The 13,926-nt window shown below is 72.9% G+C and carries 13 protein-coding genes; 8 read left to right on the top strand and 5 right to left on the bottom strand.

Translation table 11 applies throughout. The features are described from left to right. Window positions 1-174: 174 nt before the first annotated feature. From panB to ACFYZS_RS22495, 3 genes are all read left to right on the top strand, one after another. Window positions 175-1,035: a 3-methyl-2-oxobutanoate hydroxymethyltransferase gene (panB, locus tag ACFYZS_RS22505; RefSeq protein WP_327131832.1), complete on the top strand. Its 861-nt coding sequence runs from the start codon at window positions 175-177 to the stop codon at window positions 1,033-1,035. A gap of 145 nt (window positions 1,036-1,180) precedes the next feature. Then, on the top strand, window positions 1,181-2,215 hold the full coding sequence (locus ACFYZS_RS22500) for an ATP-binding cassette domain-containing protein (protein ID WP_389015348.1): 1,035 nt from the start codon (window positions 1,181-1,183) through the stop codon (window positions 2,213-2,215). Further along, on the top strand, window positions 2,212-3,063 hold the full coding sequence (locus tag ACFYZS_RS22495) for an ABC transporter permease (protein ID WP_389015345.1): 852 nt from the start codon (window positions 2,212-2,214) through the stop codon (window positions 3,061-3,063). The genes ACFYZS_RS22500 and ACFYZS_RS22495 overlap by 4 nt, the downstream gene beginning before the upstream one ends. Before the next feature lie 59 nt (window positions 3,064-3,122). On the opposite strand, the gene ACFYZS_RS22490 is transcribed toward ACFYZS_RS22495, so the two are convergent. Beyond that, window positions 3,123-6,500, bottom strand: coding sequence for a BTAD domain-containing putative transcriptional regulator (locus ACFYZS_RS22490; RefSeq protein WP_389015342.1), 3,378 nt, complete (start codon window positions 6,498-6,500; stop codon window positions 3,123-3,125). 73 nt (window positions 6,501-6,573) lie between these two features. Here ACFYZS_RS22490 and ACFYZS_RS22485 point away from each other — a divergent pair, with 73 nt between their 5' ends. Further along, the gene (locus ACFYZS_RS22485) at window positions 6,574-7,374 is read left to right on the top strand and encodes a site-2 protease family protein (protein WP_389015340.1); all 801 of its coding nucleotides are present in this window, start codon (window positions 6,574-6,576) and stop codon (window positions 7,372-7,374) included. A 31-nt stretch (window positions 7,375-7,405) separates the two neighbouring features. Here the strand turns inward: ACFYZS_RS22485 and ACFYZS_RS22480 are convergent, their stop codons facing one another. Next, window positions 7,406-7,594 (bottom strand): hypothetical protein, encoded by a 189-nt coding sequence (locus tag ACFYZS_RS22480; protein WP_389015337.1) that lies wholly within the window; start codon window positions 7,592-7,594, stop codon window positions 7,406-7,408. 231 nt (window positions 7,595-7,825) lie between these two features. On the opposite strand from ACFYZS_RS22480, the gene ACFYZS_RS22475 reads away from it, so the two are divergent. Next, a complete protein-coding gene (locus tag ACFYZS_RS22475) occupies window positions 7,826-9,901 on the top strand; it encodes a TerD family protein (RefSeq protein ID WP_389015334.1) in 2,076 nt (691 codons plus the stop codon). A gap of 49 nt (window positions 9,902-9,950) precedes the next feature. On the opposite strand, the gene npdG is transcribed toward ACFYZS_RS22475, so the two are convergent. Beyond that, entirely contained in the window at window positions 9,951-10,679 is a 729-nt protein-coding gene (gene npdG / locus ACFYZS_RS22470) for an NADPH-dependent F420 reductase (RefSeq protein WP_389015332.1), read from the bottom strand. Window positions 10,680-10,792: 113 nt separating this feature from the next. Between npdG and ACFYZS_RS22465 the strand changes: the two genes are divergently transcribed. After that, window positions 10,793-11,398 carry a hypothetical protein gene (locus ACFYZS_RS22465; protein ID WP_389015329.1) on the top strand — a complete coding sequence of 202 codons (606 nt, stop codon included), beginning with the start codon at window positions 10,793-10,795 and terminating at the stop codon, window positions 11,396-11,398. A gap of 95 nt (window positions 11,399-11,493) precedes the next feature. Here the strand turns inward: ACFYZS_RS22465 and ACFYZS_RS22460 are convergent, their stop codons facing one another. Then, window positions 11,494-11,733 carry a hypothetical protein gene (locus tag ACFYZS_RS22460; RefSeq protein ID WP_389015843.1) on the bottom strand — a complete coding sequence of 80 codons (240 nt, stop codon included), beginning with the start codon at window positions 11,731-11,733 and terminating at the stop codon, window positions 11,494-11,496. A gap of 72 nt (window positions 11,734-11,805) precedes the next feature. On the opposite strand from ACFYZS_RS22460, the gene map reads away from it, so the two are divergent. Together map and ACFYZS_RS22450 are read left to right on the top strand one after the other, a co-directional pair. After that, window positions 11,806-12,663 (top strand): type I methionyl aminopeptidase, encoded by an 858-nt coding sequence (gene map / locus ACFYZS_RS22455; RefSeq protein WP_099892814.1) that lies wholly within the window; start codon window positions 11,806-11,808, stop codon window positions 12,661-12,663. Between the two features lie 167 nt (window positions 12,664-12,830). Further along, a complete protein-coding gene (locus ACFYZS_RS22450; RefSeq protein WP_389015327.1) occupies window positions 12,831-13,478 on the top strand; it encodes a heme oxygenase (biliverdin-producing) in 648 nt (215 codons plus the stop codon). 88 nt (window positions 13,479-13,566) lie between these two features. Here ACFYZS_RS22450 and ACFYZS_RS22445 read toward each other — a convergent pair whose 3' ends face one another. Next, entirely contained in the window at window positions 13,567-13,926 is a 360-nt protein-coding gene (locus ACFYZS_RS22445) for a hypothetical protein (protein ID WP_389015324.1), read from the bottom strand.

Here is a 13,926-nt window from a genome sequence, read left to right as displayed (position 1 = left end):
TGAGAGGGCCAAGAGGAGGCCATGAGGGTGCAGGGAGGGCTCCTCGCGTGCGGCAGGAGTGTGACGTACGGGTCCTCTCACCACTTTCCCCACGGCCCCGGCAGGTGCCACCATGGTGGGTGAGTCCGGGGACGCCGTAAGGGCGCCTCGAGATGACATCAAGGAGCAGTTGCAATGACGCATGCCGTTTCGCCTGCCCGCGAAGCCTCCTCCCCCACCCTGTACGGAGGCACGGGCACCCGGCGGATCACCGTCCGCGACCTCACCCTCGCCAAGGAGCGCGGCGAGAAGTGGCCCATGCTCACCGCCTACGACGCGATGACCGCGTCCGTCTTCGACGAGGCCGGAATCCCGGTCATCCTCGTCGGCGACTCCATGGGCAACTGCCACCTCGGCTACGAGAACACCGTCCCCGTGACGATGGACGAGATGACCATGCTGTCGGCCGCCGTCGTACGGGGCACCGGCCGGGCCCTGGTCGTCGGCGACCTGCCGTTCGGCTCGTACCAGGAAGGCGCCGTGCAGGCGCTGCGCAGTGCCACCCGCCTCGTGAAGGAGGCCGGCGTCGGAGCCGTGAAGCTGGAGGGCGGCGAGCGGTCGCTGCACCAGACCGAGATGATCGTGCAGTCCGGCATCCCCGTCATGTCCCACCTGGGCCTGACCCCGCAGTCCGTGAACGCCATGGGCTACCGGGTGCAGGGCCGCGGCGACGAGGCCGCGCACCAGCTGCTGCGCGACGCCAAGGCGGCGCAGGACGCGGGCGCGTTCGCGGTGGTGCTGGAGCTGGTCCCGGCCGAGCTGGCCGCCGAGGTCACCCGGTCCCTGCACATCCCGACGGTCGGCATCGGGGCCGGCGCGGAGTGCGACGCGCAGGTGCTGGTGTGGACCGACATGATGGGTCTGACCGGCGGCAAGATGCCGAAGTTCGTGAAGCAGTACGCGAACCTGCGCGCGACCATGGGCGACGCGGCGAAGGCCTTCGCCGAGGACGTGGTCGGCGGGACGTTCCCGCAGGCCGAGCACAGCTTCCACTGACCCGCCGGGCCCGTACCGGAAGCCCGCCGCGACGCGTCGTCGGCGGGCTTCCGGCGGGCTTCCGGTTGCCGGTCGGCTGCTGGTCGACTGCCTGTCGGTCGTCTGTCGGTCCGCTGTCGGTGCGTTGTCGGTGGCGGATGGTCCCATGGTGGACATGACGCGAAACGACAAGAATCCCGTGAACGGCGCGCACGCCGTCGAGGTGCGGGGGCTGGTCAAGCACTACGGCGAGACCAAGGCCCTGGACGGGGTCGACCTGGATGTCCGCGAGGGCACGGTCCTCGGTGTCCTCGGCCCCAACGGCGCCGGCAAGACCACCCTCGTACGCTGCCTCTCCACCCTGATCGTCCCGGACGCCGGGACCGCGACCGTCGCCGGCTACGACGTGGTCCGCCAGCCGCGGCAGCTGCGCCGCACCATAGGCCTCACCGGCCAGTACGCCTCGGTCGACGAGAAGCTCTCCGGCTGGGAGAACCTCTACATGATCGGCCGGCTGCTCGACCTGTCCCGCAAGGACGCCCGGTCGCGCGCCGACGAGCTGCTGGAGCGCTTCTCGCTCACCGACGCCGCCAAGAAGGCCGCGATGAACTACTCCGGCGGCATGCGCCGCCGGCTCGACCTGGCCGCCTCGATGATCGGCCGCCCGGCCGTGCTCTACCTGGACGAGCCGACCACCGGCCTCGACCCCCGCACCCGCAACGAGGTGTGGGACGAGGTGCAGCGGATGGTCGCCGAGGGGGCCACCGTCCTGCTCACCACCCAGTACATGGAGGAGGCCGAGCAGCTCGCGAACGAGCTGACGGTCATCGACAAGGGCAAGGTCATCGCCAACGGCAAGGTCGACGAGCTGAAGGCGCGCGTCGGCGGCCGCACGCTGAAGATCCGCCCCGTCGCCTCCTCCGACCTGCCGGGCATGGCCCGTTCGCTGGCCGAGGCCGGGCTGGACGGGGTCGCCGGCTCGCAGGCCGTCCCGGACGAGGGCGTGCTGCTGGTCCCGATCCTGAGCGACGAGCAGCTGACCGCCGTCGTCGGCCTGCTGGCCGCCCGCGGGTACGCGATCGCCGACCTCGGCACCTACCTGCCCAGCCTCGACGAGGTGTTCCTGGCCATCACGGGCCAGCGGCCCTCCTCCGTCGAGGACTCCGTTCCCACCGAGAAGACCGAGGAGGTCGCGGCATGAGCACCGTAACCACGACGAAGCCCGCCCCCACCGCGCCCGCTCCGGCCCCGGTGGACGGCCGCTCCGGCGAGGGCCGGATCGGCCTGCGGGCCAACCTGCGGCACATCGGCGCCCTCGTGCGCCGCAACGCCCTGCAGATCAAGCAGGACCCCGAGTCGATGTTCGACGTCCTGTTCATGCCGATCATCTTCACGCTGCTGTTCGTGTTCGTCTTCGGCGGCGCGATCTCCGGCAAGGGCCAGCAGGAGGCGTACGTCAACTACGTCGTCCCCGGCCTGATGGCCATGATGGGCATGAACATCGCCATGGGTGTCGGCACCGGCGTCAACGACGACTTCAAGAAGGGCGTGATGGACCGGTTCCGGTCCATGCCGATCGCCCGGTCGTCCGTCCTGATCGCCAAGATCGTCGTCGAGCTCGGCCGGATGATGGTCGCCATCGCGATCCTGCTCACCGTGGGCTTCATGCTCGGCTTGTCGATCAAGACCTCGGTGGTCGACCTGCTGCTGTCCATCGGCCTGTCGGCCGTCTTCGGCGCCTCGCTCATGTGGATCTTCATCCTGCTCGGTCTCACCATGAAGACCGCGCAGGCCGTGCAGGGCATGGCGATGCTGGTCCTGATGCCGCTGCAGTTCGGCAGCTCGATCTTCGCCCCGCCGTCGACCATGCCGGGCTGGCTGCAGACCTTCACGGACTACAACCCGCTGTCCAACCTGGCCGACGCGGCCCGCGGCCTGATCAACGGCGGCGCGGTCGCCCACCCGGTGACGGTGACCCTGATCTGGTCCGTCGCCATCACGGCGGTCACCATGCCGCTCGCGGTCCGCAAGTTCCGCCAGAAGACCTGATCCGGGACGTCGGTCCGTTCCGGATCGCGTCCCGGACGGGCCCCGCACGGGGGGCCGGGTCAGATGAGGGCGGTGGCCTCCTCCAGGGTGAGGCCGCCGCCTTCGGCGTACGCCGCCTCGTACCCGGCGTCGCCGAGCGCGGCCCGCGCCAGTTCCTCGGCGCGGGCCGCGTCCTCGCGTTCCGTTCCGACGGGGAAGTGCTGGGCCGGCAGGAGGGCCCGGTACGCGCCGATCAGCCGCGCGGCGTCGTACGCGCGGCGCCCGCCACCGAGGCAGGCGTGCGAGCGGGCCGCCGTCAGCAGGTACACGGCGGGCATCTGCGGGGCGACCATGATGGCGAGGGGGTCCTGGGCGACCCCCGCGGCCTTCCGGAGGTGGGTGAGGGCGTCGGCGTACGCGCCGTCCTGGTTGTCCAGCCAGGCCATCATGCCGAGCAGGAACCCGTCGAAGACGGCGAAGGCGCCGAACGCGAACTCCTCGCGCAGCGTCCGGAGCTGCAGGTGTGCCTCGGGGATGCGCCCGGTGCGGCCGTAGACGCTCGCCAGGAACATCCGGGCGGCCGGCAGTGCTTCGTTGCCGTAGGTGAGGGGGGTGCCCAGGATTGCGGTGAGGATCTCCTCCGCCTCGGCGATCGCGCCGTCCTCGACGAGGGTGCCGGCCATCCGCACGCGCAGGACCGTGACCTGGGACATGGCACCGAGCCGCTCGGCATGCTCGATCGCGGCCCGGAAGTCCTCGGCGGCCGCCGCGTACTCGCCCCGCTTCTCGCGGGATTCGGCTCGGGCGGACAGGGCCTCGGCGCAGCCCCAGTCGTCGCCCAGCGACTCGAAGAGGGCGTGGCTCTCGTCCGCGTCGCGGGCCGCGTCCCCGGACCAGGCGGCCCGGTTGGCGAGCCAGTTGGCCCGCACCTGGAGGGCGGCGGCCAACTCCCAGCGGTAGTCCAGTTCCCGGGCGGTGTCCACGGAGGCGTCGAGGACCTGCTGGAGCAGCTCCGACTCCCCGGCGATGATCACCGCGAAGACCCACAGGCCTCCCGGGTTCCGGCAGGTCTGCGGCAGGCCCGGCCGGTAGGCGGCGACGATCCCCTCGACCTGTTGCCGGACCTCCGGATCGGCCCAGTGCGCGTTGGTCTGGTCGCGGGAGGCGAGCTGGATCAGCCGGATACCGCGCCAGGCCTCGGCGAGCAGTTCCCCGCTGTAGGGCGGGGGCGTGTCCACGACCTGTGCGTACACCGGCTCGGCGGGGACGACGGGCGCGCGGAAGGGGTCGGGGCCGAGCGCGGCGGCGGCGGCGGACCAGTGCCGGGACTCGGTGCGCAGGTCGTGCATCGACCAGTACCAGGCGAGGGAGTGGACGAGGCAGAGCACCTCGTCGCTGTCGCGGGCGGCGATGGCGCGGCGCAGGGCGGTACGGAGGTTCTCGTACTCGGCGGCGAACCGCCGCGTGGCCTCCCGCTGGCTCCGGCCGCGCAGCAGCGGCTCGGTGGTGCGGGCGAGTTCGCGGTAGTACGTGAGGTGGCGGCGCTCGGCGGCTGCGCGGTCCCCGTCGGCCTCGGCGAGGCGCTCGGCGGCGTACTCGGCGACGGTCTCCAGGAGCCGGTAGCGCATGCCGGTGCCGTCGGGGCCGGGGGTCGCGACGACGAGGGACTTGTCGACGAGGGAGCCGAGGACGTCGAGGGTGCCGGGGTCGTCGCAGACGGCTTCGGCGGCGGCGAGGTCGCAGCCGCCGGCGAAGACGGACAGCCGGCGCAGCACGGCCCGTTCGGGTGCGTCGAGCAGGTCCCAGGACCAGTCGACGACGGCGCGCAGGGTCTGCTGGCGGGGCAGGTGGGTGCGGGCCCCGCCGGTCAGGAGCCGGAAGCGGTCGTCGAGGCGGTCGGCGATCTGGCGCGGGGTGAGCAGCCGCAGCCGGGCCGCGGCCAGCTCGATGGCCAGCGGCAGCCCGTCCAGGCGGCGGCAGATCTCGGCGGCGGCCGCGGGGTCGTCCTCGGTGCGGAAGCCGGGCCGGGCGGCGGCCCCCCGCTCGCCCAGCAGCCGGAGCGCGACGGGGTCGGGCAGCGGCTCCACCGGGCGCAGGAACTCGCCCGGTACGCCGAGGGGTTCGCGGCTGGTGGCCAGGATCCGCACGCCGGGGCAGCGGGCGAGGAGTTCCTCGGCGAGTCCGGCGGCGGCGCCGATGACGTGCTCGCAATTGTCGAGGATCAGCAGCATCCGGCGGCGGGCACAGTGTTCCGCGAGCCGTTCGAGGGGCTCGTCCCCGGCCCGCTCGGTCAGCGCCCGCAGCTCTTCGGCGGCGCCGCCGCGCAGCTTGGTCTCGCGCGCGCCGAGCGCGGTCAGGGCGGCTTCGGCGACGTCCTCGGGGTCGTCCACGGGAGCCAGCTCCACGAACCACACCCCGTCGGGCCAGGCGCGGGCGGCGTGCTCGGCGGCTTCCTGGGACAGCCGGGTCTTCCCGGCCCCGCCGGGCCCGAGCAGGGTGACGAGCCGGGCCCGTCCGAGGTCCTCGCCGATGACCCGGATGTCGTCCTCGCGCCCGACGAAGCTGGTCAGCCGGACCCGCAGGTTCCCCTGCCCGGGCCCCGGCCGTGCCGGGGCGGGGTCCGGGACCGGGGCCGGGGCTGCCCGCCCGGGACCGGATGGCGGCGGGGAGCCGCCGTCCCACGGGCCGACCGGCGTGGCGGCCGGACCCGCGGCCGGGTCGGAAGCCGGGCCGGAAGCCGGGCCGGAAGCCGGGGTCAGGAGTTCCTTGTGGAGGTCGCGCAGGGCCGGGCCCGGGTCCGTGCCCAGGCGGGCGGCCAGGTCCCGGCGGACGGCTTCGTAGGCGGCCAGGGCCTCCGCCGGGCGGCCCGTATCGCGCAGGGCCCGGATCCGCAGCGCCTGGAGCGGCTCGTCCAGCGGGCGCTCCCCGCACAGGGCGGTCAGCTCGGGGAGGGCCCGCTCGGCCTGGCCCAGCGCCAGGGCCGTCGCGAGCCGGCCCCGGCGCGCGTCCAGACGTACGGCCTCCCACCGGGCGGCGTCGGCCGCCGCGTCCGGCAGATCGGCCAGCGCCGGTCCGCGCCACAGCGCCAGCGCCTCGTCGTACAGTGCGGCCGCCTCGGCCGGGTCCGGCGCCGCGGCGCCGGCCCGGGCGAGCCGCTCGAAGCGGTACAGGTCGACGTCGTCGGCCGCCGCGACGAGCAGGTAGCCGCCCTCCACCGAGCGCACCGCCCCGTGTCCCAGCGCCCTGCGCAGCCGGCCCACCAGCGCCTGGAGGGCGGCCGGCGCATCCGCCGGCCGGTCGCCGTCCCACACCTGCTCCACCAGCAGGTGCACCGGCACGGCCCGCCCGGGACGCAGCGCGAGCGCCGTCAGCAGCGCCCGCAGGCGCGCTCCGCCGACGGCGACGGGGCTCCCGTCGTCGCGGCTGGCCTGGGCAGTGCCGAGAATCGCGTAACGCATCGGCCCATTGTCGCCGGACCGGGCCCCGGCCCCGTACTCCTTTTGGCCCTGTGCCCGGGGTAGGTTTCGCCGCATGGGTCATCAGGGCAGCCGCGGCGAGCGGCAGATCAGTTCCGTATTCCTCGGCATCTTCGCCGTCATGGCGGTCACCGGCTGGGCCGTGTGGACGGGGTACTCGACGAGCACCGGGCTCGCCGTGTTCCTCTTCGTCACCTCGGCCTGGGTCGTCTCGCTCTGCCTGCACGAGTACGCGCACGCCCGCACGGCCCTGCACAGCGGCGACCTCTCGGTGGGGGCCAAGGGCTACCTGACGCTGAACCCGCTGAAGTACACGCACGCGCTGCTCAGCATCGTCCTCCCGGTGATCTTCGTGATCATGGGCGGGCTGGGCCTGCCCGGCGGCGCCGTCTACATCGAGCGTGACCGGATCCAGGGCCGCTGGAAGCACAGCCTCATCTCCGCGGCGGGCCCGCTGACCAACGTGGCCTTCGCCGTCGTGTGCACGGCGCCGTTCTGGCTGAACGCCCTCGACGGGGTCCCGATGGCGTTCCGCTTCGCGCTCGCCTTCCTCGCGCTGCTCCAGGTCTCGGCGGCGATCCTGAACTTCCTGCCGGTCCCCGGCCTGGACGGCTACGGGATCATCGAGCCCTGGCTCTCGTACCGGATCCGCCGCGAGGTGGCGCCGCTGGCGCCGTTCGGGCTGATCGCCGTCTTCGCGCTGCTGTGGATCCCGGAGGTCAACCAGTTCTTCTTCGACGTGGTGCGCAACCTGCTGTCCACGCTGGGCGTGTCCGACCTGGAGACCTACTGCGGCCGCGACCTCTACCGCTTCTGGCAGGACGCGAACGGCTTCTGCGCGACCGGGCAGGGCTGAGGCGGGAGGGCTGAGCCGGGACGGCCGGCTGCTAGGAGGTGCGTGCGGAGGCGGCCTTTTGGGCCTTCGCCTTGCGCAGGTAGAACCAGGCCATGTTCGACGTGAGGCCGGCCAGCAGCACCCAGACGATCCCCAGGAAGCTGCCCTCCACGAAGGCGACCACGGCCGCGGCCACGGACAGGACGCAGACGACGATGGCGAACAGGGCAAGGCGGGGCATGGGGAACAGCTCCTCGGCGACACGGAACGGGGTCGAGCCCCACCAGTGTCCCCCATGCCCCGCAGTGGTCCCGTAAAGGCTCCCCACGAGCCCCGCACTCCGCTTCCGCCCCTTTTTCGGCGTTTCCCGATCTTCGGCGCGGCCCGCCGCTACGGTCGCCGGGAACGGAAGAACGACAGTCCGGCCTGCACGGTCCGCCACGGCCGAAGCCGGGCGACTGGGGGGATGGGCATGCGGGAGATCTCAAAGGGCGCCAACGTCAGTCTGACGGCCCTCAGCGAAGACGCCGGGGCCGTGGTCGTGAGCCTGAGCTGGAGCAGCGTGTCGGGGGCCGGCGACGCCGACGTCTCGGTGCTCCTCGTGGACGCGGACGGCAAGGTCCGCAGCGAGAACGACTTCTACTTCTACAACAACCCGGCCGCCGCCGACGGAAGCGTGCAGCTGCTGGGGAAGACGCCCACCGGGAGCGGGGACGAGGACCGGATCAGTGTGGACCTCACCGCCGTGCCCGCGGGGGTCGAGCGGATCGTGGTGGCGGCCAGCCAGTACGGGGGCGCTCGGTTCGGCGACCTGGACGACTTGCGGATGACGGTCGCGGACCGGTCAGGCGAACCCCTGGTCGGGTTCTCGATCCACGACGCGGGCGTGGAGACGGCGTTCATCTTCGGTGAGCTGTACCGGCGCGGCGAGGAGTGGAAGTTCCGCGCGGTCGGGCAGGGCTACGAGACCGGGCTGGCCGGTCTGGCCACCGATTTCGGCATCGCCGTGCACGACGAACCCGAGTCCGAGGAGCCTGAGCCCGAGTCCGAGGAGCCCGAGGAGCCCGGGCAGGGCGAAGCGGGCGAGGAAGGCGGAGAGACCGGGGGCGCGGGCGCGGCCGCCGACGCCACCGCCATGGAGAAGACGCCCGGCGCGCGGCCCGAGCCGGCCGCCCCGGCCCCGGCCCCGGCCCCCGCCGAGGCCGCCCCCGTACCCGCCCAGACCCGCGGCCGGGGGCCCCGTACGACCAAGAAGAAGGTCACCCTGCCCAAGCTGGCCAAGAGCTCGCTCGCCGAGAACGACTCCTGGCGCCCGGCCCGGCTGTTCCCCGTGCCGACGCTGAAGAGCGACAAGGAGCGGGAGGTGCGCGCCACCTCCGTGCTGCTGTCCGTCATGGCGCAGGTCCCGGAGTTCGGCCGCCGCCTCACCGCCGCCTTCGGCGCCCCCGCCGGACGGATGCAGACCTTCACCGAGGTGTCCCTCCCCCACGGCGAGACCCCGCGCCGCCCGGACGGGGTGATCCGGGTCGAGCGCGCCGGGAAGCTCTGGACGGCGCTGGTGGAGACCAAGACGAACGGCAACCCGCTGAGGCCCGAGCAGGTGCAGCAGTACATGGACATCGCCGCCCGCCGCGGCTACGAGGCCGTGATCACGCTCTCCAACGACGTCGCCCTCGAAGGCGCGCCCATGGTGGACGTCAAGATCGACGGGCGGCGCAAGCACAAGGTCAGCCTCTGGCACCTGTCTTGGGCCGAGGTGGCCCACCAGGCCCAGATGCTGATCCGCCACGAGGGCGTGGGCAACGCCGCGCACGCCTGGTTGCTGCAGGAGCTGCTGGAGTACCTCCGGCACGAGCAGTCGGGCTGCCACGGTTTCCAGAACATGGGCGCCGCCTGGGTGCCCGTGCGCAAGGGGATCGAGGACGAGACCCTCGCCTGCGACGACCCGCGCGCCGTCGAGGTCGTCGAGAGCTGGGAGCGGCTGATCCGCCAGGTCTGCCTGCGCCTGGGCGGGGAGCTCGGGCAGAAGGCGCTGCCGGTGCAGCGCGTGCGGCGCGGCAGCGATCCGCAGGCGCGCCGCACGGCCGCCGCACAGAAGCTGTGCCTGGACGGGCGGCTCACCGCGGAGCTGCGCGTCGACGGGACGAGCAGCGTCATCGCGGTGACCGCCGATCTGCGGACGGGCAAGGTCCGCACCTGCGTGGACGTGCCGGCGCCGGCGGGCTCGTACCCGCTGACCACGGTGAAGCGGCTGGTCCGGCTGCTGGCCGAGGCCCCGGCGGACCTGCACGTGGAGAGCCTGGTCGAGGCCGGGAACGGGCCGCGCGGCACCCTGGAGCGGCTGCGTCCCGAGCCGGGCGACCTGCTGCCCAGGGGCGGCGCTGCCCCCACCGGGTTCCGGCTGTCGCTGATCAAGGGCATGGGCAACACCCGCGGCAATACGGAGTCCGGCTTCATCCGCAGCGTCGACGAGGCCGTGGACCGCTTCTACCAGGGGGTCGTGGCGCACCTGGGCCCGGTCGAGGCGCGCGCCGGCCGCCGGGGCTGACGCCCGCCCCCTGCGCCCGGCCGACGCCGGGCGCAGGGGGCGGGCGGGATCAGACGTCCGTGACGCGCAGGCCGGTGTGGGCCTTGTAGCGGCGGTTGGTGGAGATGAGGTTGGCCACCAGGGACTCGACCTGGTGGGCGTTGCGCAGGCGGCCCGCGAAGACCCCGCGCATGCCCGGGATGCGGGCGGCCAGGGCCTGGACGATGTCGGTGTCGGCGCGGACCTCGCCGAGGACCATCACGTCGGTGTCGATCTCCTCGACCGACTCGTCCTGGAGCAGGACCGCCGAGAGGTGGTGGAAGGCCGCCGTCACGCGGGAGTCGGGGAGGAGGGCGGCGGCCTGCTGGGCCGCGCTGCCCTCCTCGACCTGCAGCGCGTACGCGCCCTGCTTGTCGAAGCCCAGCGGGTTGACGCAGTCCACCACGAGCTTGCCCACGAGGTCCTCGCGCAGCGCTTCGAGGGTCTTGGCGTGGCCCTCCCACGGCACCGCGATGATCACGATGTCGCTGCGGCGCGCGCACTCGGCGTTGTCCGCGCCCTCCACGCCGAGGCCCAGCTCCTCGGCGGCGCTCTGCGCGCGGTCGGCGGCGCGGGAGCCGATGATCACCTTCTGGCCGGCCCGGGCGAGCCGGTAGGCCAGGCCCCGGCCCTGGTCGCCGGTGCCGCCGAGGACGCCGACGACGAGGCCGGAGACGTCGGGCAGGTCCCACGGGTCCTTGGCCGGCGCCTTCGCCGCTGCCGGGGCGGGCGGATTCTGAGTGCTGTCTGTGGAGGTCATGGGGGCGAGGGTAATGCCGTGATCCCGAGAGGCGAACGGACATGAGCCGCCACCATCGGGCGAAGCCGGGCGAAGTGCCCCCGTAGGCCCCTTTCCTGCGGCAGGATGCCGGTATGGACGCCGTGAGGGTCGCGCTGCTGCGCGAGGTGCTCGCCGGAACGCAGTGGCCCGGCGCCGCGCGCCGCTTCGCCGGCTCGCTGCGCCAGTCGGTCGTGCCGGCCGGGGGGAACCTGCTGCTGGTGGGGACCGAGGGTTACGAGCCCTGGCATCTGGCGGCGCACCTGGTGGACGAGGCCGCCTGGTCCGGGCTGGCGGAGCTGGCGCCCACGCTCGTACGGCACCGGGTGCGGCCGGGGCAGCCGCCGCACCTGTCGGTGGGGCTGGGCCGGCTGGAGGCGGCGCGGCGCGGGCACACGCTGCTGGTGGTGGCCCCGGACCGGCCCGGGGCGGGGCTGCTGGAGCGGGTGCACGACGCCCGGCGCGCGGGAGCGACCGTACTGTCGCTGGACGGCGGGGATCCGGATCTCGCCGCGCTCGCGCACGACGCCCTGTCCGTACGGGAGGGCGCGGGCGAGCCGGACCTTGACACGGTGCAGCACCTGGTCGGGGCGGCGGCCGGGGAGAACAGCCTGCCGGTGCAGCGCGGGCCGCGGCGGCTGCGGGACCGGCTGGCGCGGCTGGCCGACCAGCTGACCGCCCCGCCGCCCAGCCGCTGGTAGGCGGCGAGACCTCGCGCCGCCGAGCCCGCGGCCATGCGCCGTACAAGCCGTACGGCCATGAAGTCGCAGTCCCTCAGTCCTTCAGTCCTGCAGTCCTACGGCGCGCTCGTGCCCTCGCCCTCTTCGCGGGACTTGTCGTTCCACTTGGGGTCGTTCTGCCATTCGAGGTTGCGCTCCTGCGCCGTCTCCATGGCGTGGGCGGCCTCCTCCGGCGTGGAGTACGGGCCGAAACGGTCCTTCGCCGGGCAGTCCGGGCCTTCCTCGACCTTGTGGTGGACCAGGCAGTAGTACCACTCGCCGGCTTTGCCCACCTGACGCTTCTTGAACAGGGCCATCGTCTTCGGGCTCCTCTCGATACCACTCTCTGCCGCCATGCTGCCCCATCCCCGCTGGATACACTCGCTTGCATGTCTGGCCAGTCGCTGCTCGTACCAGGCGAGCTCTCTCCCGCCCGTTCCGTTCCCGGAAACATCCGCCGGCCCGAGTACGTGGGCAAGCCCGCGCCCACTCCGTACACCGGACCGGAGGTGCAGTCCGCCGCGACCATCGAGGCCATGCGCATCGCCGGCCGGATCGCCGCCCAGGCGATGGAAGAGGCCGCCAAGCTGATCGCCCCGGGGGTGACCACCGACGAGCTGGACCGGGTCGCGCACGAGTACATGTGCGACCACGGCGCCTACCCGTCGACGCTGGGCTACCGGGGCTTCCCCAAGTCCCTGTGCTCCTCGGTGAACGAGGTCATCTGCCACGGCATCCCCGACTCCACCGTCCTGCGCGACGGCGACATCGTGAACCTCGACGTCACCGCGTTCATCGGCGGCGTGCACGGCGACAACAACGCCACCTACCTGTGCGGCGAGGTGGACGAGGAGTCGCGCCTGCTGGTGGAGCGCACCCGCGAGGCCCTGAACCGCGCCATCAAGGCCGTCAAGCCGGGCCGCCAGATCAACGTGATCGGCCGGGTCATCGAGTCGTACGCGAAGCGCTTCGGCTACGGCGTGGTCCGGGACTTCACCGGGCACGGCATCAACTCGTCCTTCCACTCCGGCCTGATCATCCCGCACTACGACAGCCCGCACGCGACGACCGTCATCGAGCCCGGGATGACCTTCACGATCGAGCCGATGCTGACCCTGGGCACCCACGAGTACGACATGTGGGCGGACGGCTGGACCGTCGTGACGAAGGACCGCAAGCGCACCGCGCAGTTCGAGCACACACTGGTGGTGACGGACACGGGCGCCGAGATCCTCACCCTTCCGTAGCGGCTCACCGGAAAAGCTCCTCCCAAAAGTCCGCCGGGGGAGTTTTACCGACAAGGCGTCGGGAAGACATTGACTTAGGTAACCCTAAGCGCGAGGATCGGGCGTGGCGGCCGTGCCGTCACGCCCGCCGGGCCCGTTGTTCCTCGCCCCGTCTTCGGAGGATTGTCTTGGACGCCTTCTCTACGGTCATCCGTGTCGCGTCGCACGAGCAGCACACCGAGGCGGAGACCTCGACCTTCATGAGCGACCTGCTCGGCGGCCGGCTCGGGGTGGACGCGTACACGCGCTACACCGAGCAGCTGTGGTTCGTGTACCGGGCCCTGGAGGACGCGGCCGAGTCCCTGAAGGACGATCCGGTGGCGGGCCCGTTCATACGGCCCGAGCTGATGCGCGTGGCCGAGATCGAGCGCGACCTGGCGCACCTGCGGGGTCCGTCGTGGCGTGAGACGCTGGTCGCGCTGCCCGCGACCGAGGCCTACGCGGGCCGCGTGGCCGAGTGCGCGGCGGGCTGGCCCGGCGGGTACGTCGCCCACCACTACACCCGCTACCTGGGCGACCTCTCGGGCGGCCAGATCATCCGCGACAAGGCCGAGCGGACCTGGGGCTTCACGCGCAAGGGCGACGGAGTCCGGTTCTACGTCTTCGCGGGCATCTCCAACCCCGCGGCCTTCAAGCGGACCTACCGCGAGCTGCTGGACGCGATCGCCGCGGACGACCTGGAGAAGCAGCGCATCATCGACGAGTGCAAGCGCGCCTTCGACTTCAACGGCGCGGTCTTCCGGGAGCTGGGCGCGGAGTTCCCGCTGAGCGCCTGACCCGCCCTCTCCCCTTCCCCCGTACGCGCACGACACGGCACCCCCGGCACCGAGCGGTCCCGGGGGTGCCGCCGTATCCGCCCCGCCGTCAGTCGCCGTGGATCAGCCAGAGGGCCAGGGCGACGAACATGAGCACGGTCTCGATGGCCTTGGCGCAGAAGAGGGCGAGTCCGGCGCCGATGCTGCCCGCCACGATGCGGCTCGTACGCTGCGCCGGGGTCCGGGGCCGCCGCCAGGCGAGGGCCGTCAGGCCCAGCGGGACCAGGTACGGGAGCGAGAACCAGAGCGGGCAGCTCGGCAGGTACGAGGACGCGTAGCCGAGGCCCGCGGCCACCAGCGTCAGCGCCGTGAAGAGCGCGGGGACCAGCAGCCACCGCCGCGTCTCGCCGGGGTGCGGGTGCGCGTACGACTGCGGCGGCGGCCAGCCTGCGCTGGATTGCGTGTTCAT

The organism is Streptomyces sp. NPDC001903, from assembly GCF_042891345.1.
Lineage (GTDB): Bacteria > Actinomycetota > Actinomycetes > Streptomycetales > Streptomycetaceae > Streptomyces.
Note: the sequence above shows the minus strand (reverse complement) of the source record. Positions and strands in the feature narration are given on the sequence as shown.